This window comes from Sphingobacterium sp. xlx-96, from assembly GCF_011007365.1.
GTDB classification, from domain to species: domain Bacteria; phylum Bacteroidota; class Bacteroidia; order Sphingobacteriales; family Sphingobacteriaceae; genus Sphingobacterium; species Sphingobacterium luzhongxinii.
Map to the genome: position 1 here is coordinate 1 of NZ_WFKM01000015.1, position 23184 is coordinate 23184.

Below are 23184 nucleotides of genomic sequence, written 5' to 3' on the forward strand. Positions count from 1 at the left end.
TAATTTCTGATTCTAGGACCAAATGGCTGATTTTTAACTTTCGTCGTTTCTCAACACTACTCGTTACGTTACATGATCATTTTTTAAAGAACTTTTTTCGCATCCGCTTCGCGCTTCTGCTTTATCTCTACACCCGAAGGCTCGACTTTTTTACTTTTTCTGTCGCCCTTCGTTTCCGTTGGGACTGCAAAGGTAGGAATCTTTTTCAAACCTCCAAAATAAATGTGAAAATTTATTTCAGCGTCTTTTCTTGTATTCCCGCGTTTAAATAACTTTAAACCCCTCTTTTTTCATGGTCCCGTCCTAAGATCCGACCGTTCCTCCCTTGCGGAGTGGTGCAAAGATAGGACAATTAAACCCATAGTTCCAAAGGATATCCCCATCTATTTTTGCAATAAAACCCTAAAACGCTGGAAATGCGGAGAATAAAATTGAAATGGGATAACCGTAGCTAGGGAAATAGGGCTTTACATCTACATAGCCTCTACTTATTACCTTAGAAGAACTCTAAATATCTAAAGGGGAGTAACTATTTGTTCTGGTAAAATATACCCTTCATCAAGCTCTACTAATTTTAAATTCTTAAACTCAATTTTAGCACCTTCTGACTCCAAACATAAATATCCTTTACGTTGGGTTGATTGTTTGATACCATTTACAAATTTCCCATTAACAGATAATTTTATAGTACCATCGACACATACCACAGTATATCTATTCCACTCTCCCACACCTACACAACGGTTTTCAATAGATTTACTTCTTACCCCTCTGGGATTATCAGGCTCTGTCTTGGCTTTACCGGCACCAAAAAGCTCTCCATGAACGTAAGCAATGGGTGGTATTACCCCATTTTTCTGATTCTGATTTACCCAATCCAATTCCAACATTTGGACTTCAACTCCACTAGGCAATCTACTTACCGCTTCGGGGACCGCATCACACCAAACAAAAACACCTGAATTCCCTCCGGCTTCTAAATGTCTCCACTCTATATCCAGAATAAAATTTTGATACATTTTCTCGGATCGAATCACCCCAATAGGCAACCCGGTACAGACTAATAGCTCCTGATCCTTATACCAGGTAGCAGCTGTGGTATTAACATCTACCCACCTTAGCACCTCCCTACTTGAGTTTTCAATAATAAGATCTCGCCAACTTTGCTTTTCTCCAAACTCAAAAAGGATTTCCTGAGCAAAACAGGGAGTAAACATCATAAAATATAACGAAAGGAAACAAAAACCAATCAAATATCTACAGCGACAGGCACTATAAAGGTGGGCTAATCTACTTTTCGAAGAATTATTGCTCCAACTAAAAACATAACGAATCATTTTGGACAATGAGTTAAGAATGAATGTCTAAATTAAGAAATAGATAGCAAATCTAAAAACTACTAATTCCTGTAATATCCTGTCCAGTAATCAACAAATGTATATCATGTGTCCCCTCATAGGTGATGACAGACTCCAAATTCATCATGTGCCGCATAATTGGATAATCGCCAACAATCCCCATCGCCCCTAAAATCTGTCGCGACTCACGGGCTACCCGTAGTGCCATATCCACATTATTACGTTTCGCCATAGATATTTGCTGTGGTGTAGCACGGCTCTCATTCTTCAATACCCCTAACCGCCAAGATAATAGTTGAGCCTTTGTTATTTCGGTAATTATTTCGGCTAATTTTTTTTGCTGTAGTTGGTAACTCGCAATGGGCTTTCCAAATTGCGTTCTTTCAAGCGCGTAGCGTAGGGCTACCTGATAACAGTCAATAGCAGCGCCTATCACCCCCCAAGAAATACCGTAGCGAGCAGAATTCAAACAGGACAATGGTCCGCGCATCGAAGATACCTCCGGCAATATTCTTTCTCTTGGAATATATACCTGATCAAAGACCAACTCTCCTGTTCGCGAAGCTCTCAGCGACCATTTGTTCTTTATTTCCGGTGTCGAAAAACCTACATCATCCCGTTCTATAATCACGCCCTTAATTTTCCCTTGTTCATCTCTAGCCCATACTACCGCAACATCACAAATCGGCGCATTCGTAATCCATGTTTTAGTTCCCGTCAACCGATAACCTTCACGATCTTTCTTTATTCGTGTTTCCATGCTTGATGGATCCGACCCGTGATTTGGCTCCGTCAATCCAAATGCCCCCACCCAATCACCAGTGGCCAACATAGGTAGGTATTTATTCCTTTGTGCTTCAGAACCGAATGTATATATGGGATACATCACCAGCGAAGATTGCACAGAAGCTGCCGATCGAATAGCGGAATCCCCGGCCTCTAATTCTTGCATAATTAGGCCATATGCCAGGTAATCCAAGCCAGCTCCTCCATATTTGCTCGAAACAAATGGACCCAAAGCGCCTATACCCCCCAACTTTTTCATTAAATCGGGAATCTCTTCATGTTGTTGTGCTTTTGCATCAACGCTGGGCAAAATCTCTGTACGCACGAAATCGCGAACAGTTTGACGAACCAATAAATGCTCTTCTTCTAAAAGTTCGTCTAAATTAAAATAGTCTACACTGCTGTTCATATCTAATTGGGCTTTCTATAAAATTATTAAAAATCCAACACAATCACATAAACAATAAATATTATTCTTTATATTTATTAAAATTTCGAATAATATAAACCGTATTATGACAATTAAAGAATTAAAAACACTAGGGATAGAGATTAATAACCTAGGCACATCGACAGGCACGAAATGGTTTTCAAAAGGAGAGACTATAGCTTCATTTTCGCCAACCAATGGTCAACCTATTGCAAACATTCAATCAACAACCCGTAAAGAATACGACAAGGTCATCAGTGAAGCTGAAAAGGCTAAACTAATCTGGAGAGATATTCCTGCTCCAAAGCGCGGAGAGATAGTGCGTCAATTGGGAGAAAGATTAAGAGAACTAAAACCTGTATTGGGTAAATTGGTATCTTATGAAATGGGCAAATCCTATCAGGAAGGTATGGGAGAAGTTCAGGAAATGATAGACATCTGTGATTTTGCAGTGGGACTATCAAGACAACTCTATGGCAACACGATACATTCGGAACGTCCAGGACATCGGATGTATGACCAATACCATCCTCTTGGTATTGTTGGCATCATCACGGCTTTTAATTTTCCCGTTGCTGTCTGGTCCTGGAATGCAGCTCTTGCATTAGTATGCGGTGACGTAGTCATTTGGAAACCTTCTGAGAAGACTCCACTATGCTCTGTTGCATGTCAAAAAATAATTGCAGAAATCTTAAAAAACAACAGATTACCAGAGGGCATTTCATCGGTAGTAACAGGTGACGCTGAAGTTGGAAAATGGATTTCGGAAGACGATCGTATCCCATTAGTCTCCGCAACAGGATCCACTAGAATGGGTAAACTTGTTGCTACTACTGTGGCTCAGCGCCTTGGCAAGACACTGCTGGAACTAGGTGGTAATAATGCCATTATTGTCACACCGAGTGCTGACTTAAAAATGACAATTATAGGTGCTGTATTTGGTGCGGTGGGCACAGCTGGACAACGTTGCACCAGTACGAGAAGATTAATAGTACACGACAGTGTTTACGACAAGGTAAAAAAAGCTTTGACTGATGCCTATAAACAGGTAAAAATTGGAGATCCATTGGACACGAAACACCACATGGGACCATTAATTGATACCGATGCCGTTAATATATATCTAAATGCATTGGAAAAAATCAAAGATCAAGGAGGTAAAATATTGGTTCAGGGAAAAGTATTAACTGGTAAAGGTTATGAAAGTGGCTGCTATGTAACTCCAGTTATCGCTGAGGTAGAAAATCACTATCAGATTGTGCAGGACGAGACTTTCGCTCCTATATTGTATCTGATAAAATACAGTGGCGAAGTAGACAATGCCATCGTATTACAAAACGGTGTAAAACAAGGGTTATCGTCCGCGATTATGACCTCAAGTTTGCGGGATTCAGAATTATTTCTGAGTCAGAATGGTTCTGACTGCGGCATAGCCAATGTCAATATCGGCACATCTGGGGCTGAGATAGGCGGTGCTTTTGGCGGCGAAAAAGAAACAGGCGGAGGGCGTGAATCAGGTTCTGATGCTTGGAAAGTCTATATGCGTCGGCAGACGAACACCATAAACTATACAACGAGTCTACCATTGGCCCAAGGAATAAAATTTGATCTTTAAAAAACTTAAAATTATGAGAGAAGTACATCAAAGACTGGCGAAGCATATTTTGGCTGACGGTTTTCCTGTCGTTATAGATCTGGAAAAATCACATGGTTCTTATATTACTGATGTTGACGGCAACGAATACCTGGATATGTTCAGCATGTTCGCCTCTTCACCAATCGGATACAACCACCCCTACATTCTTGAGCATGCAGATCAACTGACGGATGCAGCAATCAACAAACTGGCATTATCGGATATCTACCCTACAGCATATGCTGATTTTCTAGATACGTTCGATCGTGTTGCTATACCTAAAGAGTTGAGTTATTGCTTTTTTATAGACGGTGGAGCTTTGGCAGTCGAAAATGCATTAAAAGCAGGGTTTGATTGGAAAACAAGAATCAATCTATCAAAAGGGATTGAGCATGAAGCCAGCCAAGTGATTCATTTCAAACAGGCGTTTCATGGTCGTACAGGATATACCCTTTCGCTCACCAACACGAAAGATCCAAAAAAATACATGTATTTTCCAAAATTTAACTGGCCTCGTATCACGAATCCTAAACTAAAATTTCCAGTCAATGAAACAAATCTTGCTGAAACTGTAGCATTGGAAAAACAGGCTATTGCTGAAATCAATGTGGCCATAGCACGACATCCTGAAGATATTGCTTGCCTAATTATCGAGACTATACAGGCCGAAGGCGGAGATAATCACTTTAGAAAAGAATTTTTTCAAAAATTGAGAGCTGTCTGTGACCAGCATGATATCATACTTATACTGGATGAAGTGCAAACAGGCATCGCTATGACAGGTAAGATGTGGGGATACCAGCATTATGGCATCATACCGGATGTTATTGCTTTCGGAAAGAAAACTCAAGTTTGCGGAATACTAGCTAACCGGGAGAAATTTGATCGCGTTGAAAAAAATGTCTTCAAAGAATCCAGCCGTATTAATTCGACATTTGGCGGTAATCTTGTGGATATGGTACGCTTTAAACTTATTTTAGAAGTTATAGAACAAGAAAACTTGGTCGCTAAAGCGGAAGAAAAAGGAAAATATATTTCGCAACAGATTGAGCAATTGGTTAAAGATTTTCCGAATTTATCCAACCCTCGTGGAAAAGGATTACTTGCCGCTTTCGATTTCGAAAACGAAAAGCTACGCGATGATTTTATTCAAAAAACACTGGGCAACAAGCTGTTGATATTAGGTTGCGGCGAGAAAAGTATACGATTTAGACCTCATCTTACTGTTAGCATCGAGGATATCGACAAAGCTTTTACAATAATCCGTCATTGCTTGATCTAATAAACTCTCGACAAATCTCAACAAATTATTAAGAGCATGTTTTACAAAGAATAAACTATGCAAAAAGTGCAAAACTAAGAATCTCTTCTAGAGAAATTATGGAATTGGAATTAGCATTGTATATCGACTAAAACACTAGGTGACTTTAAAAAACCAATTTGGAGTTGTAATTTTATCATCAAAAAGCAATATGAAATATCCCTGTAGCGGAAGAGCACAAACACCGATGAAAAGAATCGACCTTGTGAACTCATCGAAGATCATTATTTACCTATGAAATCACCTCTAATCAACGTACAACAACTGAAGGACTTAAGCATCAACCATAACATCATCCTTCTTGATGCTACAATAGATAAAGTTGGTGAGAAGCTCGACAATAATACGATGTCGTTAATTCCAAATTCGATATTCTTTGATATTGAGGGTCTTTTTTCGGATCATTCATCTGGATTACCACACACGATGATTGATCCGATTAGCTTTACCACACATGTCCAAAATCTAGGCATAAATCAAGATAGCATTGTTGTGATTTATGACCGTTGGGGGATATATTCTAGTCCACGTGCGTGGTGGATGTTTCGTTATATGGGACATGAACAGGCATATGTACTTGACGGAGGAATAAAAGCCTGGCTAAGCAAAGACCTTCCGATAAGCGATAAACACCACACATCGACAGAACAAGGTGATTTTCGGGCTGTTGCGCAGAAGGACTGGTTTAAAAACAAATCGGATATATTACAGCATCTTCAATCGAAGACCTCTAGTATCATCGACGCGAGAGGATCGGGTCGATTTTATGGAACCGCTGCAGATCCGCGCCCCGGTGTCCGATCTGGACATATTCCGACTTCAAGTAACCTCCCATTTGATCAGGTACTAGACGGGGTCTTTTTGAAAGACAAGACGCTATTGAAACCTATATTCGCATCACATTTACGCGAGGGCGGATCGAACATATTTACCTGCGGTTCAGGAATTACGGCTTCTATACTCGCACTAGCAGCATATCAGATCGGCGTCACAAATCTAGCTGTATACGATGGCTCATGGGCAGAATGGGGAGCAGACCATTCTTTACCTATGGAGTAAAGTCTTAATTAAAATAAGACTTTACTCCATAGTTTTTGAAAAGCTTTTTCATCCATCCAATCATAAACAGAACTTTTCAATAACTCTTTTATCTGCTGTTTGGATTTCGGGGGTACCTTTTTGCTCTTAGTAAGTTGGCTCGACACGAGTTGATTATTTAATTCAACTTGCGTAGCAAACATATTTATATTCCAACCCGGCACGGATAACCCCAATATCGTACCTGGCAATCCCTGAATAAGTTCGGGTCCGCTAGACATGGCAATCTGATTCGTAAAAAAAGCTACGATATAAATAGAATCCTGAATCAACCCATTGGCCCTTCGGCATTCGTACCCAGCGATGTTTCGATATTCATCGGTATATTTCCATTTGACATTTGGTATGGTATCTTCCAATAAAATCTCATCTCCTCCAAATTGAATTAACCTTGAAAACATATTTGTTTTTTGATTTTTATAGGTTTTCGAGTCATTGAACACCGGAAGATAATTTAAGGCACTGCGATAATTAGAGGGATAGTCTTCTTTGATCGTTTCAAACAAGGTCTCTCCATCATAAAATTTAAGGCTATGCTTTGTTCCTATTTCCACGGGTCCATTTTTCACCACCTCATCGACAAACATCTTATCCCAAGTGTCGAGATCGGCCTTATTCAAGTAATTACGTTTTAAATAATTTTGTACATGAAACTTACGTTCATAGGTGATCGTTCCACTATTTGGGAAAAAAGCATATTGAGCATATATTTCAATCAACATAAAGTTCAGAAATAGTAATAATAACATTGCTTTAACCATCTTAATTACCTCCTTTCATAGTTGTAAAATTGTAAATCAGTTTAAACATTCCGTACCGCTTCAATACATCATTGCTCGTCTGAACAAAGGAATATCCATTCTGGTAACGGCTTATACCATTGTTTCGATTTAAAATATCGTTTACAAAAAACTGTGCTTCCAACGATTTATCTTTTAAGAATTTTTTAGAAATATACCCTGTCATATTGAAGGTACTAAAAGCCTTAAGTGTCTCGGTTGCTCCTTGGTAAGATTGATCTATATTGACAGCAATTTTAAAATCTCTAGGGAAATAATAGGTAAAGTTTGAATTGGAAGACAACGTAAAAGTTGTACTATTCAACTCGGACTGCAACGAAGCGTTAAGCACTTGCACGCCCGGTCGAAAATCTACTGAAAAATCCATTTTATTAGCTCTGTATCGGCTAATCCCTACGGAGGGGGAAAAACTAAATCGCTCAGTATTATTTAATTCCGGTTCTTCCTGCTCTGTAGACAAATAGTTATAGGTACTATTAAAGTCCGCGGATATCCCCGTACTTATATTAACTCCCATTTTCCGAAACAAGGGCATTCGGTAGCCGCCCCCCATGTGTGCTGACCAATTTTGCTTATCAATATTGACAAATGAAATATCCCTTTTTCCTGTCTCTGCGTAATAACGAACCCGACTGTTGATACTATTTATATTTTGATTGGCTCCACCATATAGGTATAAACTTCGATCTTTCAACGGTCGGTAAGAATTAAAATTTATGGAATAGGAATTACTAAACCCAGCAGACAGATCGGGATTATCGAAATAATTGACCAATTGATTAGCATTTTGCTTTAAGGGTTCAATCTGTGTCAGATCAGGCTGCACTGTACGTCCGTAGTAGCGAAAACTAATATTTTTACTTTTTGACAGCTTATAATTCACATAAAACATAGGGTTAACGGATATCTGTGACCGTTGTAATGCCGTATTTAAATTATTATAGGTCCGTCTTACATCCTCAAAATCTAATCTGTTACTCACATTCATTGTCCATAGATCATTTTTAAAGTTTACCCCCGTATTAGCCGTATTTTTTAAACTGCTAACGTTAAAATCATTCAAGACTTGCACATCTAACAAGGTATAATCTCCTGTTACAGGATCTTTATCAAAAGACTGATTTAAGTTGTTCGCGTTATTTTTGAGAAAGGCGTATCCCAAGGTAGCAGTTAGATATTTACTCAGTGGCTCCGTGTAATTCAAAGAAGTCGTAAACACTTTACTCCCGACCTCGTCTCGTTTAAGCTGATCGATTTCGTCTCGTTTAAGCTGATCGATTTCCGTTGTTACCGCTGTGGAATAATAATTTGCTCGTGAAGAATAATTGGTAGCTCCATCGGTCTGGTTCGATCGAACATTTGCATTAAACGTCATAGCTCGTCTATCTTTTTTAAATTTCCTAGTCAATAGAAGGTCAAGGTTAAGATTTTCACTGTCGCTGATGGTGTTACTTATATTCTCCATTTTGTTGATTAAGTTTCCCTCTAAATTTTGACGATCCGATTTCTTATCCTCGTTATTTTCCTGATTTTTCCGGACATATCCCAAACGCACGGTCCCTGTAGACAGCGAATCAATATTAAAATCATAACGCATGTTAACATTATGTGACTTATCCTGATTGTTGGTTATGGTAGTAGCATTATCCAAAGTAGCGTTCTCGGGATAGTTTTCTTGCGCCCGATAGTTGTTTTTGTTACGGACATCCATCTGATTCCCTTTGTAATTTACATTCAACTTATGTTTATCGTTCTTTGATTTGTCCGAAAAGCTAAATCCCATATTAAGTGCTTTCGGTATACCAGCTCCCCTATAATTACCACTCCAGGAGTCTGTGCCATCAAAACCTCCGTCGGACGTTATCATAATTCCTCCTCCGTCCATTACAGATACATTGGTATTCCCTCCTACGCCATATTTTTGCCCATCTTCAAACCCCAACCCCACCAATCCGTCATTCGCTATGATTCCATATGCCGCAATCTTTTGAGTCCCCTTGAATCGGTTTGCCATTATTTTTCCGGTATAGTATTTATCTGTCCCTACCCCTCCTAACACTTGGCCAAACATTCCTTTCTTTTTGTCTTCTTTCAGCTTAATATCAATAGTTTGAGTTCGTTCACCGTCATCAATACCCGTCCTTACAGCGAGGTCCGACTTTTTTTCATAAACCTGTACTTTACTCACCATATCAGATCGTATATTTTTTGTTATCAATGTAGGATCATCACCAAAAAATTCCTCCCCATCCAGTAATACTTTTTTCACCTCTTTTCCTTGCGCCGTGATCCTACCACTCGCATCCATAGTTATTCCGGGAAGCACCTTCAATAAGTCCTCAACTTTGGCATCCTTTTCCACTTTAAAACTACCTGCATCGTATTCTATTGTATCTCCCTTTATAACAACAGGCTTCCTGCCCATAACCTGAACCTCTTCAATCAACCGTGCGACTTTTGAAAGTTTAATAATTCCCAGCTCCTTTCCCGCAGGGTCTAATGCGAGATCCTGAACAAAGTCTGCATACTGGGGATAGGATACCAGCAATTTGTAACTTCCAGTATCAATATTGATAAGTGAAAAGTTACCATTTTCCTTTGACCATGTAAACCGGACGAGAATAGAGTCTTTTGTATTCAGAAGCGCAATAGATGCCTTCTCTAACTTACCATTATCAGAGCCGTCAACAACCTGTCCAGAAACTTTAGTTTGTGCGGAAGCCTGAAAAAAACTCATAAAAAGCAAGCATACAAAAAGTAGCAATAATAGGTTTGGATTCATAGCAAATAGTTTATAATAAGTCTTGTATTAAGCACTCAAACCAAAACTAAACATTTAGTTACTAAAAAATCGTAAAAATATGTTAAATTATATTTATGCAAATGTTAAATATTAATGTTAACATTTTTCTAATAATTAAACATATCGGTTATACAAAAAAAAGACCGATCCATTTTGGATCAGTCTTTCCTTAATCTTTTAGTTCACTATTCTGCTCCAGGAAACGGAACATAATCATCATCTCCTGGTACTTTAGGGAATTCTCTGGAAATCCATTTTTGTTTCGCTTCCTCATTAACAGCTTTATCCGTAGCGACAAAGTTCCAAGAGATAAATCGTTCCTCAGGAAAAGGTTCTCCTCCAAAAATATACACCGTCGTTTTTGCTTTCATAGTAAACGCACATAAATGGGCGTCTTTTGTTATTAAAATCTGCTTGGGTCCATAGTCGAAGCCATTACTTTCGATAGCCCCTTCCAAAATATATAATCCACTCTCTCCATATAATTCACCACGGATATCAATAAGAACATCCTTATTTCCCGTCTTAATCTCAATCATATATAACTTGCTATACACCGGAACCGGAGATTGTTTACCAAAGGCTTGCCCTGCGATCAATTTATACGAAACTCCATCTTGTATCCATGAGGGTATATCCTGAGCCTCGGTATGGTGGAATTCAGGATCCATAAATTCTAGTTCCTTTGGTAATGCTACCCAGATCTGCAACCCATGCATAAACTTATCTCGGTGACGAAGATATTCTGGCGTGCGCTCCGAGTGTGTCACTCCTTTTCCTGCTGTCATCCAATTTACGGCGCCTGGCTTTATCTCCATCGCGGTACCTAAACTATCACGGTGAAATATCGCACCATCAAAAAGATAAGTAAGTGTCGATAGACCTATATGTGGATGAGGGCCCACATCAAGATTCTCATGATCTGCAAGACAGACTGGCCCCATATGATCGATAAACACAAAAGGTCCTATCGCTCTCTTTTGTCTAAAAGGTAATAGCCTACCTACCAAAAAATTACCAATGTTGGCAGCGGTTTCTTCTCTAATAAAATCAATATTTGACATGGTATATCTCCTTCTTTGTTATATCTAAAGTTACATAATATATGTTAGTTATAAACTGAAGAAAATTCGAAAAAACACCATCCTACAAAGGTGTGCCTAGCAAGGCACACCTTTGTAGGATAAGAACCATCTTCTTTAAAACTTCTGTAAGATCTTAAAGATCAAATCAGAGCCTAACTTAGTGGTTCGCTGATCAATATCATATACCGGATTTAACTCGGCGACATCCACACTTACTAAATTAGGCAAACTGATAATTGCCTGAAAAATCTGTTGAAAGGTTACATCGGGAATAAGGCCATTAAAAGCCAAGGCACTCACCCCTGGAGCATAAGGCGCAGCAAAAGCATCTAAATCTATCGTCAGATAAACCAGATCTACCTGAACTGCAAAATCATGCACCGCCTTTAGTATTTCCTGCATGTTACCTTCGTGGACATCTTCAGCCTTTATAATCTTAGTTCCTTTATCCTTAGCATAAGCTAATAGCGATGGCGTGTTAGAAATATCTTGAATCCCTAACGCCAAATAATGAAGAGGCTTTCCTTCCCGAGACAGATCATCCGCTATCTGATAAAATCCTGTACCCGAATTTCCTACACCATCTTTCAGGGGACGAATATCCAGATGTGCATCGATATTAATAATTCCAATGGATTTACCCTCTATATGCAATCCCTTAAAGTGCGCATAGGTAATCTCATGCCCTCCTCCCAATAAGAGAGGAAACCCGCCTTGCTGGCGGATCTTGGCAACGAGTTCAGCCAGCCGCTGTTGGGCTGCTTCCAGCCCGGTATCTGGACAATACACGTCTCCCCCATCCAGTAATCGAATTTGACCCGAGAAATGCACCGGCAATCCTCCTAATATTTTTCGGAACTGAGCAGGGCCATTCTGAGCACCTACCCTTCCCTGATTACGGCGCACGCCTTCATCACAACAAAAACCTAATAGCACAACTGCATTTTTCAGTTCTTGTGTTTCGTCCAGATCGATAGAACGCACCTCTTGATGCCAGCGTCGCAGACCTTGCTCTGTACCATCAACACGACCTGCCCAATGCCCGGGATCCCCTGGTTGATATAATGATTTCATAATGACCTATTCAAAAAGTTTATCCAACACCGCAGTATCAACCAATTCGGCCTTTGTAACCTTCAATGTAGGGCTTCGCTTCAGTTCTGTTTCTATCGCCTGCATAGCTTCTTTATTGCGGGCCCAAGCTCTACGTGCGATTCCATTATTAACATCAAAGAACAACATATTGCGCAATTTCTCTTCTGCAGCGGCGGAACCGTCCAGCAACATACCGAAACCACCGTTGATTACCTCACCCCATCCTACACCGCCACCGTTATGGATAGACACCCATGTAGCACCTCTGAAACTATCACCGATTACATTATGTATCGCCATATCGGCCGTAAATTTACTACCATCATAGATATTGCTCGTCTCCCGATAAGGCGAATCCGTACCACTCACGTCATGGTGATCTCTACCCAATACCACAGGCGCGGACAACTGACCGCTTTGCACCGCATCGTTAAATGCTTTTGCAATCCTTGTGCGTCCTAATGCATCTGCATATAGGATACGCGCTTGAGAACCGACCACTAAGCGGTTTTCTTCCGCATCTGCTATCCATTTTATATTATCTGCGAGTTGCTGTTTTATTTCTTCCGGCGCTTCCTCTTGTAGCTCCTTCATCACTTCTAGAGCGATTCGGTCAGTCGTACGAAGATCCTCAGCTTTGCCCGAAGTACACACCCAACGGAACGGCCCAAAGCCATAGTCAAAACACATCGGACCTAGGATGTCCTGTACATAAGACGGGTATTTAAAGTTAATACCATCTACAGCCAATACATCTGCTCCTGCACGCGAGGCTTCCAACAGAAAAGCATTTCCATAATCGAAAAAGTAGGTTCCACGTGCAGCATGCTTATTAATAGCATTGGCCTGTCTCACCAAAGATTGTTGTACCGCCTTTTTAAATTCTTCGGGTTCTTCTGCAATCATCCTATTCGCCTCCTCAAAACTATATCCTACCGGATAGTATCCACCAGACCAAGGATTATGCAATGAAGTCTGGTCCGAACCAACCGTAACAAATACTTCTTGCTCATAAAAAGCTTCCCATACATCTACCACGTTACCTATATAAGCCAATGACACGACTTCTTCCTCTTGGATTGCCTGTTGCACCCGGGATATAAGTCCCTGCATATTTTCATGTAGCTCGTCGACCCAACCCTGTTCGTGGCGCTTGCGTGCCGCAGCGGGATTCACTTCTGCACATACCGTAACACAACTTGCTATATTTCCAGCCTTAGGCTGTGCACCACTCATCCCCCCCAATCCCGAAGTCAGGAAAACTTTGCCCCGAGAACTATCGCCCTTCTTCAGATGTTTACGAAAAGCATTCATGACTGTAATCGTAGTACCATGTACAATACCCTGTGGGCCAATATACATGTACGAACCTGCGGTCATCTGTCCATATTGCGTAACCCCCAACGCATTGAAGCGCTCCCAATCATCGGGCTTGGAATAGTTAGGAATCATCATCCCGTTGGTCACCACAACTCTTGGTGCTGAAGTGGATGAAGGAAACAATCCCATCGGATGTCCTGAGTACATATGCAGGGTCTGCTCGTCCGTCATCTTTGCCAAATATTGCATCGTCAACAGATACTGTGCCCAGTTCTGGAATACAGCACCATTACCCCCATAAGTAATCAGCTCATGAGGATGCTGTGCTACCGCTGGGTCCAAATTATTCTGTATCATCAGCATAATCGCTGCCGCTTGACGGCTTTGCGCTGGATACTCTTCTATCGGGCGAGCATACATCGCATAGGTTGGGCGGAAACGATACATATAGATCCGTCCATAGCTACGCAGTTCCTCTAAGAAGTCTGCCGCTAGTTCTTCATGCCATCCTGCAGGAAAATAACGTAGCGCATTTGCGATAGCCAATCGTTCTTCGTCTTTCGTGAGTATCGGTTTACGCACCGGAGCATGGCTCACCGAAGCGTCTAAAGCCACTTTAGCTGGCAAGTGATCCGGTATACCTTGTATTATTTCATTTTTAAATTTCTGCATGATTATTTTAAATTAGATCGAACCGCTGCCCCGTTCTTCCAGACAGCCGATGGTTGCAATGCACCTTGTAGGTAAGTGATGTTCTGATAATTGTTCGTATCGTAGATGACAAAGTCAGCTAACTGCCCTTCGACCAACCGACCTCTATCAGAGAGATTCAAGGCTTGGGCTGCTCTGAACGTAACAGCTGCCAACACTTCAGCATTGGAGAGTTTCTCCATCGTTGCCAAAATACTAGCCGATGCAATGAGCTGTCCCATAGGTGCCGAACCTGGATTCCAATCAGTTGCAATTGCCAACGAGGCACCTGCATCCAATAAGCGTCGGGCTGGTGTAAATGCACAGCCTATCCCTAGAGAAGCTGCAGGCAACGCGACAGCTACTACATCCGAATCAGCAAGTAGTGCAATCTCTGCATCTGTTGAGGCCTCCAGATGATCGGCCGATACCGCATCAAAAGCCACAGCGACCGCAGATCCTGAGGTACTGAATTGATCCGCATGTACAGTGATCTTAAAGCCCATCTCTTTTGCTTTTTCGAAATAATCCTGAATATCTTCTGCCGAAAAGGCGGTCTGTTCGATAAAAGCATCTATCCGCTCAGTCAGCTTCTCCTCCTTCAAAACAGGGAAAAGGTCTGCCGCCATAAGAGCCAGGTATTCTTTCGCTGTCCCCTCAAAATCTTTTGGCTTCATGTGCGCTGCCAGACAAGTTGGGACAAGATCCATCTCCACTTCCGTATTAGCCTGCTTGACTGCCCGCAATGTCTTCAGCTCTTCATCCTTATTAAGTCCGTACCCACTTTTCACCTCTACAGTGGTAACGCCTTGCAGCAAAAGATAAGCTGCCCTACGCTTTGTCAATTCCTTCAGTTCCTCTTGTGTCGCCTCACGTGTATGTTTGACCGTACTCCAAATGCCACCACCGGACTGTGCTATCTCTAAATAGGAACTTCCAGCATTGCGCATCGCAAAATCATTAGCACGATTCCCACCAAAGGCAATGTGAGTATGACAATCTACAAATGAAGGTAAACAGACCTTATCTTCCTTGATCAACTGCACCTCTACCGCATCTCCCGTCTGACTACGGAGTGTCTCAAAATCGCCTACCGCTTTGACTTTTCCATTTTCGATCCATAGACCGCCCTGCTCGATAACCTCTAGCTGACTGTCATTCAACGCACCTTTAAGAGGCAGATCACGCATAGTTAGCAACTGCCTAAAAGGCCCTATAAGTACTTCGTTCATCCCTAATAATTTTCAAAATGTTCAACACCTGCGCCAAAATACGCTTTATCACCTGAAGCTTTGGCCAACTCAACCAATTCACCCGATTTTACCAATGCCAACGCTTTGTCCATAATATCCTGCATAGGCTGATCTTCTTCCAGATGAGGAATATGCTTGCGGATATGCTGATGTAGAGCTTCAACAGCAGCTGTAGATTGCAGTGGACTATGGAAATCCTTAGCTTGTGCTGCGCAAAGCAGCTCTACACTTAATATCTTATCCACATTGTCAATAACCTGCAATAACTTTCTACCGGATATCGACCCCATACTCACATGATCTTCCTGTCCCATCGATGTGGGTATACTATCTGCCGAAGCAGGGAAACAAAGTCCTTTATTCTCGCTGGCAATAGCAGCAGTTGTATACTGCAAAATCATAAAACCAGAATTTAGACCTGTTGCCTTCATCAACAACTTAGGCACCCCATTTGTTTCTCCCTCTAAGGAAAGATACACTCTACGATCGGATATATTCCCCAATTCACTAACAGCTAGTGTCGCATAATCCAACGGAAGTGCGATAGGTTGCCCATGGAATGAGCCTCCACTAATGGTCAGTTCACTATTTATAATAATAGGGTTGTCTGTTACTGCATTAATCTCTGTTTCAATAATTTCTTTAAAATGTAACCAAGCGTTGCGGGAAGCACCATGCACCTGTGGTATACAGCGCATGGAATAAGGATCCTGTACTCTCGAACAGTTCTTATGCGACTCTAAAATTGCAGAACCCGACAACAGGTTATATATCGTCGAAGCGACAAACACATTTCCCTTATACGGTCTCAACTGGTGTAATTCGCTAAAGAACGGTTTGATAGAACCATTCAGCCCTTCAATCATCAAGGTAGCAATCAGGTCAGCGTTATTCATCAATCTGTTCATCTCGACAACAGCCTTCACGCCATGCGCAGCCATAAACTGTGTTCCGTTGATCAATGCTAACCCCTCTTTTGCTCCCAAAGCCACAGGTTTTATCTGCAATTCATTCAACACATCGGCTGTATTGCGGATTTCATCTTTATAAAAGACCTTTCCAAGACCAATCAAAGGCAAGAATAGATGTGACAATGGTGCCAGATCACCGGAAGCCCCAACCGATCCTTGTTTCGGGACGACAGGAACGATATCCTGCTGGATATGCCAGATAATACGTTGTACTGTACTCAACTGTACCCCAGAAAAACCTTTGGACAAAGCATGTACCTTTAAAATCATCATCAACTTGGACAACTCCTTATCAATAGGCTCTCCTACTCCTACAGCATGACTCATCAAGATGTTCTCCTGCAGTTTACGGGTATCGTTCGCATCAATCAAAGTTGTGCATAACGGACCAAAACCTGTATTTATTCCATACACTACCTTGCCCGAATCCACGATTTCCTGTACATATCCTGCACTCTTCTCGATATCCTTTATTACTTCTTCTGTTAAGATACCATTCACTGTACCTCTTGCTATACCTAATGCAATGGAGCTCTGTAAAAAATCAACCCCGTATTTAAATATATTCATCTTATCTTTCGTTTTACCTCAAATTTAACAGCTATATTTGATAACTGGTAATACCATTTTAGTCAACCATTAATAACTATGAATTATCAAATAGAACTTCGACACCTCCATTATTTCAAGGTTTTAGCCGAAGAACTTCATTTCCGTAAAGCTGCGGATCGGCTTTTCATCTCCCAACCTGGACTGAGCAGACAGATCAAACAGATGGAAAGTATTTATAAGACAACATTATTTGAACGAACTAAACGTACAGTGCAATTGACTGAGGCTGGCAAATACCTTTTACACGAGGTTGAACTGTTATTCAGTCAACTCAGCAACATTCAAACACAGCTTGAAAAAATTACGGAGGGGAAGATAACATCACTCAAATTGGGATTTATTGGCTCTGCTGTACAGACTATACTTCCCAAACTATTAGCTTCATTAAAGCAAAAGCAACCTTTGATCGACATCACGCTCAATGAGCTTAGCAATGAAATGCAACTCGAAATGCTTGGGCGTAATGAATTGGATTTTGGATTTGTACGTGTCGATGTTACGCCACCACATATAAAATCATTACCTATCCTAACCGAGCATTTCGCGCTTGTTATACCCAAGAATCACCCGCTCAAATCAAAGCCCAATCTTCAGCTGACAGACTTTAAAGACGAGCCCTTCATCCTATTTTCAAAAGCTTATAGTATTTCCTATTATGACCTGGTGATGAGCATATTTCGCGACCATGATTTTGTGCCCCATGTCACCCTACGAACTGTCAATGCATTAAGTATATTCAATCTGGTATCTCAGGGACTTGGAGTAGCGATAGTCCCCTCTTCGTTAAAAAACGGTTACAGTACAGATGTTGATTTTATCGAACTCGAACAGATACACCAACGTACGACCCTAACCCTGATTTGGAATAGGGAAAACCGCAATCCTGGCATATCAGCTTTACTTGAAGAGGTTAAACACTTGTTAGACGATAATTAGTATTTCTGTTAATTCAGGTCGTTTTCTATCGCTAGATCATACTTTAGCAGTAGGAGCTCCAACTGATAGATCATAAACTTTGCCTTTTTCACCTTATTAAGGTCCAAGTCTAGAATTACATTTGTAGATGTTCTAAAATCGACCTTCTCGACGTTGGTCCCTACAAAAGTCGCCCCCAGTAGATCACAGTCCGCAAAAACGCTCGCTGACAAATCTGCTTCGCTAAAATCCACCTCATGCAAAGAGCACTTCAAAAAACGCATCTTCTTTAGATTTGCACCATAGAATATGGAATAGTCCAGCTGACAGTTGTCAAAAGAAAAAGAGAACATAAACTTGTTTAGCGAGGAAAAATCTACACCCATTATTTTGCAGTCTTTAAATATAATATTGCGTAAGCCAACACCTTGTAGATTCACCATAGACAGGTTGCAGGTTTCAAACTTACAATCCTCAAAGTCATTGGTTCTTAAATCAGATTTTGAAAAATCGCAGCCTATAAAATGACAACGTATAAACTCGCGATTGCGCAGCGCTTTATCCGAATAATCTACCTGTTGAAAAATCTTGTCGGTGTGTATGACGATCTCCGTATTCATTTTTTATAAAATTCCTAAAGAATATAGAATCTTTAATTCCTTTGGAAAGATAGAAAAGATTTTAGTAGTATCAATTATAGTTAAATGAAAACACATTCAAAAAATGGGAGCCAACATTTTGCCTGCTCCCATTTAAATAACTATTTACAGATAATTTCTTAAGGTTTGACTTGATTTGTCTCTAGCATGACCACCTTTTCTTTTACTACCTCTTTTTCCTTTTGGGCCGATGTGAGTGTATGTCCTCCAAGAATAGGAGCAATAACGAGTCCGATCAAACAAGTAAGCTTAATCAAGATATTCATTGATGGTCCCGATGTATCTTTAAAAGGATCTCCTACCGTGTCGCCTGTCACCGCTGCCTTGTGTGCATCTGAGCCTTTATAAGTCATTTCACCATTGATTTCGACACCTGCCTCAAACGATTTCTTTGCGTTGTCCCAAGCACCACCGGCATTATTCTGAAAGATTGCCCATAGCACACCGGATACCGTAACCCCGGCCATGTATGCTCCCAATGCTTCGGGGCCCATGATGAACCCCACCAAAATAGGGGTAATAATCGTTAACGCTCCCGGCAATACCATCTCCCGTAAGGCCGCTTTGGTAGAAATCTCGACACATTTATCATACTCAGGTTTGCCAGTCCCCTCTAGTATTCCAGGTATTTCACGAAATTGCCTGCGCACCTCATTAACCATATCCATGGCAGCCTTACCGACCGACTGCATAGCCAAAGCCGAGAATACGACAGGGACCATTCCACCTATAAAAAGTGCGGCCAGTACATCTGCTTTAAAAATATTAATCCCGTCAATGCCGGTAAACGTGACATAAGCAGCAAATAAAGCAAGAGCAGTCAGGGCAGCAGAAGCGATGGCAAAACCCTTTCCTACTGCAGCAGTTGTATTCCCAACGGAATCCAATACATCTGTTCGCTGCCGAACCTCCTTTGGCAATTCACTCATCTCTGCAATCCCTCCTGCATTGTCTGCAATAGGACCAAATGCGTCAATCGCCAATTGCATCGCTGTGGTCGCCATCATCGCCGAAGCTGCGATCGCCACCCCGTAGAATCCTGCCAAAGCATAAGAGCCCCAGATCGCAAATGCAAATAATAATACGGACGAAAAAGTAGACATCATCCCAGTAGCTAGACCTGCTATAATATTAGTCCCTGCACCTGTCGACGAATTACGCACAATGTGGAGTACAGGTTTCTTTCCCAATCCCGTATAATATTCCGTAAAAGCTGAAATCAATCCACCCACAGCGAGTCCTACTAGCGTTGCATAAAAAATATTCATCCGCGGTATATCTTTCAGACCTTCTCCAAAAAACTTCATCTTAATCACTTCGGGCAGCATATATTGAATCAAGAAAAAACATGCGACCACCGTTAATACAATTGAAACCCAATTACCCATATTAAGCGCCTTTTGCACCTGAGCTTCCTTTGCATCATTATTAGAAACCTTCACAAAGAATGTCCCAACAATAGAGGCTAGAATACCCACACCAGCAATTACGATGGGTAATAAAATAGGCCCCATTCCTTGAAATGCATCCGTATAAACCGTACCTGCGGCCTCTGCCATATCTTTGATAATGTAATTACCCAACACCATAGAGGCCAATACCGTAGCCACATACGAACCAAAAAGGTCGGCACCCATTCCGGCTACGTCACCTACATTATCACCTACGTTATCAGCAATAGTCGCCGGATTTCGTGGATCGTCTTCCGGAATACCGGCTTCAACCTTACCGACCAAATCCGCTCCTACATCGGCAGCCTTGGTATAGATCCCTCCCCCAACCCGCGCAAACAAAGCAATGGATTCAGCCCCTAAGGAAAAACCAGCCAAGGCTTCTAGTGCTACTGTCATTTCGCTATAGAAAGTACTTTCTCCAGATACGAACATTTTAACAAACAATAGAAAAAAGATATTCAGTCCCAACACGGCCAGCCCGGCCACGCCCAATCCCATAACAGTCCCACCGGAAAACGACACTTTTAGAGCCAGAGGGAGACTGCTACGCGCAGCCTGTGTAGTGCGGACATTGGCACTGGTAGCAATACGCATCCCTATGTTTCCGGCTAAAGCTGAAAAGAACGCACCAAACACAAACGCCACAACAATAATCCAATGACTGGTCTCAACCAAGGTAGAAACAAAAAATAAGGCTATTGAGGCAATCACCACAAAAATTAAAAGGATTCGATATTCCGCTTTCAAAAAGGCCATTGCTCCTTCTTGAATACTCTTCGAAATAAATTGCATACGGCTTTCACCGGAATCTTGCTTTCTTACCCAATTTGCCTTGGATAGCATAAATAATAGACCGAGCACAGCGAGGGCTGCCGGTAGGTAAACGATAAAGTTCTCCATAAACTGTTTATTTGGTTATCAGTTAAAGCTATCAATTTTTTTGGAAAATAGAAAACCTTTAACACTTTCTTTTTGAGAGCTTTCAGCCTCAAAAAGAAATCAACTTACAACCCAATAATAAATAGAATCGCGTTCTTCAATCTTTCCCAAATCAACTAATTTTCGTAACACCTGAATCCGCTTGCTTTCGTCTGCTACCGGGATCGCATCAATAAGTTCATGAAGACCTAGCGCATTCTCCAGTAGTAAAACCCGCATCTCCTGTTCGATCTTGTGCTCCTGTCCTTCTTTAAAATCACGGGTCAAACAAAGATCACAAACACCGCAGGCTTCTGATCCCAATTCTCCGAAATAAGTCAATAAAGCCTGACTCCTGCAGACTTTCTCATCCAAATAATTGTATATCGCTTTAACTTGTTGTTCTTTGATTTGTCGACGTTCGCGCAGAAAGTCTGTATCAATGTACAGGTTTTTATAATCTACCCGGCTCTGCAAAAACTGAAGTTGAGGTTTGTCCGTACTCTTCAAATAAGAACCGACCTGTTGTTTCTCTAGCCCTTGCAAAAGATCGACAATAACTTCGTAGGGAAGTTTCAGCTTTTTTGCAAACTCATATTCATTGATCGGCACATAAAAATCAAAAACACCTCCATAGGTACGTAAGACAGCCTTAATTACGGGATCATATTTGGCAGATTGAACCTGAAACTTGTAGAGATCTTGAAAATCAACTTCAAATTTGAATCGTGAAGGAATATAAACGGCCTCCGACAAGGAAATCCAACCGTCTCTTTCTAAAAATTTAAGAGCACTTAAGGTCTGCAGCAGATCCAGCGTATACTTTTTGCTGAATTCGACGATATCGAAATCAAAAAAAAGACCTTTACCGGCACCATAAGCAATCTGGTAGTAGTTTGCCAAATAATGGTAAACCTGCTGAATGAAACTTACTTCGGGAAAGCTATTCTCCAAATTACGCCATAGTCGTTCCCGGTCTGCCTGTTGGTATAAAAGTACGGGAAATGCCTTCTTTTCATCTCGACCGGCCCTACCAGCTTCTTGGTAGTACGCCTCCAAAGAGTCCGGGACATCCAAATGAATTACAAATCGTACATCCGATTTGTCTATCCCCATCCCAAATGCATTGGTTGCTACAATAACACGGGTTTTGTTAGATGTCCACGCATCTTGCTTTAATGCCCGTTCTTTCATGCCGATCCCCGCATGATAAAAGTCTGCGGGAACCCCATGGTTTAAGAGAAACCTAGCAACCTCCTGTGTCTCCCTACGGTTCCGAACATATATCACACCTGCACCGCCAACCTTCTTCACAATACGGAGCATTCGATTCATCTTATTTTCCTCTTGCAGCGCCATATAACCCAGGTTATAACGGACAAAACTACGACTCAACACATTAGATGCCGAAAAACCTAACTTATCCTGAATATCCACAACAACTTCTGGTGTTGCTGTAGCTGTCAAAGCTAGGAAGGGTACGTCCGGGTGCAGTTCCCGAAGCTGTGCAATCTGTAAATAAGAAGGCCTGAAATCATAGCCCCATTGCGAGATACAATGGGCCTCGTCGATAGCCCAAAGGTTGATCTTCATATAGCGCAGACGCTCTTTTACCAAATCAGAATACAACCGTTCCGGTGCCAGATAAAGAAATTTGATCTTTCCAAAAATACAATTGTCTAATGCGATATCCACCTCTCTATACCCCATTCCGGAATAGATAGCGATCGCCTCTATACCTCGACTACGCAATTGCTCAATCTGATCCTTCATTAATGCAATCAAAGGACTGATCACGACACAGATGCCCTCTTGCTGCAGCGCGGGTATTTGAAAGCAAATAGACTTTCCTCCTCCGGTAGGCATTAAAGCAAGCGTATCCCGACGATTCAAGACAGACTGTATTACTTCTTCCTGTAAAGGCCTGAATGCATCGTATCCCCAATATTGCTTTAATATAGACAGACTATTTTCTACCAT

At 41.4% G+C, this 23184-nt stretch carries 16 protein-coding genes; 4 read left to right on the forward strand and 12 right to left on the reverse strand.

Going from position 1 to position 23184, the window contains the following annotated elements:
• Window positions 1-515: 515 nt before the first annotated feature.
• Together G7B20_RS17670 and G7B20_RS17675 are read right to left on the reverse strand one after the other, a co-directional pair.
• On the reverse strand, window positions 516-1220 hold the full coding sequence (locus G7B20_RS17670; protein ID WP_164112751.1) for a DUF1080 domain-containing protein: 705 nt from the start codon (window positions 1218-1220) through the stop codon (window positions 516-518).
• A 169-nt stretch (window positions 1221-1389) separates the two neighbouring features.
• Window positions 1390-2553 (reverse strand): acyl-CoA dehydrogenase family protein, encoded by a 1164-nt coding sequence (locus G7B20_RS17675; RefSeq protein WP_164112752.1) that lies wholly within the window; start codon window positions 2551-2553, stop codon window positions 1390-1392.
• A 106-nt stretch (window positions 2554-2659) separates the two neighbouring features.
• Here G7B20_RS17675 and G7B20_RS17680 point away from each other — a divergent pair, with 106 nt between their 5' ends.
• From G7B20_RS17680 to G7B20_RS17690, 3 genes are all read left to right on the forward strand, one after another.
• Window positions 2660-4189 (forward strand): aldehyde dehydrogenase family protein, encoded by a 1530-nt coding sequence (locus G7B20_RS17680; RefSeq protein WP_164112753.1) that lies wholly within the window; start codon window positions 2660-2662, stop codon window positions 4187-4189.
• A 13-nt stretch (window positions 4190-4202) separates the two neighbouring features.
• Window positions 4203-5492: an L-lysine 6-transaminase gene (lat, locus tag G7B20_RS17685; RefSeq protein WP_240458455.1), complete on the forward strand. Its 1290-nt coding sequence runs from the start codon at window positions 4203-4205 to the stop codon at window positions 5490-5492.
• Window positions 5493-5765: 273 nt separating this feature from the next.
• Window positions 5766-6590, forward strand: coding sequence for a sulfurtransferase (locus G7B20_RS17690; protein ID WP_164112754.1), 825 nt, complete (start codon window positions 5766-5768; stop codon window positions 6588-6590).
• Between the two features lie 8 nt (window positions 6591-6598).
• Here G7B20_RS17690 and G7B20_RS17695 read toward each other — a convergent pair whose 3' ends face one another.
• The 7 genes from G7B20_RS17695 to hutH all read right to left on the reverse strand — a co-directional run bounded on the left by G7B20_RS17695 (window position 6599) and on the right by hutH (window position 17216).
• A complete protein-coding gene (locus G7B20_RS17695; RefSeq protein ID WP_164112755.1) occupies window positions 6599-7378 on the reverse strand; it encodes a GLPGLI family protein in 780 nt (259 codons plus the stop codon).
• 13 nt (window positions 7379-7391) lie between these two features.
• Window positions 7392-10211, reverse strand: a complete 2820-nt coding sequence (locus G7B20_RS17700; RefSeq protein WP_164112756.1) for a TonB-dependent receptor — start codon at window positions 10209-10211, stop codon at window positions 7392-7394.
• 206 nt (window positions 10212-10417) lie between these two features.
• Window positions 10418-11296, reverse strand: a complete 879-nt coding sequence (locus G7B20_RS17705) for a pirin family protein (RefSeq protein ID WP_164112757.1) — start codon at window positions 11294-11296, stop codon at window positions 10418-10420.
• A gap of 135 nt (window positions 11297-11431) precedes the next feature.
• A complete protein-coding gene (hutG, locus tag G7B20_RS17710; RefSeq protein ID WP_164112758.1) occupies window positions 11432-12391 on the reverse strand; it encodes a formimidoylglutamase in 960 nt (319 codons plus the stop codon).
• A 6-nt stretch (window positions 12392-12397) separates the two neighbouring features.
• Window positions 12398-14404 carry a urocanate hydratase gene (locus G7B20_RS17715; protein ID WP_164112759.1) on the reverse strand — a complete coding sequence of 669 codons (2007 nt, stop codon included), beginning with the start codon at window positions 14402-14404 and terminating at the stop codon, window positions 12398-12400.
• A gap of 2 nt (window positions 14405-14406) precedes the next feature.
• Window positions 14407-15654, reverse strand: coding sequence for an imidazolonepropionase (hutI, locus tag G7B20_RS17720; protein ID WP_164112760.1), 1248 nt, complete (start codon window positions 15652-15654; stop codon window positions 14407-14409).
• 2 nt (window positions 15655-15656) lie between these two features.
• Window positions 15657-17216 (reverse strand): histidine ammonia-lyase, encoded by a 1560-nt coding sequence (gene hutH, locus G7B20_RS17725; protein ID WP_164112761.1) that lies wholly within the window; start codon window positions 17214-17216, stop codon window positions 15657-15659.
• 78 nt (window positions 17217-17294) lie between these two features.
• Between hutH and G7B20_RS17730 the strand changes: the two genes are divergently transcribed.
• Window positions 17295-18194 carry a LysR family transcriptional regulator gene (locus G7B20_RS17730; protein WP_164112762.1) on the forward strand — a complete coding sequence of 300 codons (900 nt, stop codon included), beginning with the start codon at window positions 17295-17297 and terminating at the stop codon, window positions 18192-18194.
• 8 nt (window positions 18195-18202) lie between these two features.
• Here the strand turns inward: G7B20_RS17730 and G7B20_RS17735 are convergent, their stop codons facing one another.
• The 3 genes from G7B20_RS17735 to G7B20_RS17745 form a co-directional block, all read right to left on the reverse strand.
• Entirely contained in the window at window positions 18203-18793 is a 591-nt protein-coding gene (locus G7B20_RS17735; RefSeq protein ID WP_164112763.1) for a pentapeptide repeat-containing protein, read from the reverse strand.
• A gap of 158 nt (window positions 18794-18951) precedes the next feature.
• A complete protein-coding gene (locus tag G7B20_RS17740; RefSeq protein ID WP_164112764.1) occupies window positions 18952-21186 on the reverse strand; it encodes a sodium-translocating pyrophosphatase in 2235 nt (744 codons plus the stop codon).
• Between the two features lie 99 nt (window positions 21187-21285).
• Window positions 21286-23184 (reverse strand): ATP-dependent DNA helicase RecQ, encoded by a 1899-nt coding sequence (locus G7B20_RS17745; RefSeq protein WP_164112765.1) that lies wholly within the window; start codon window positions 23182-23184, stop codon window positions 21286-21288.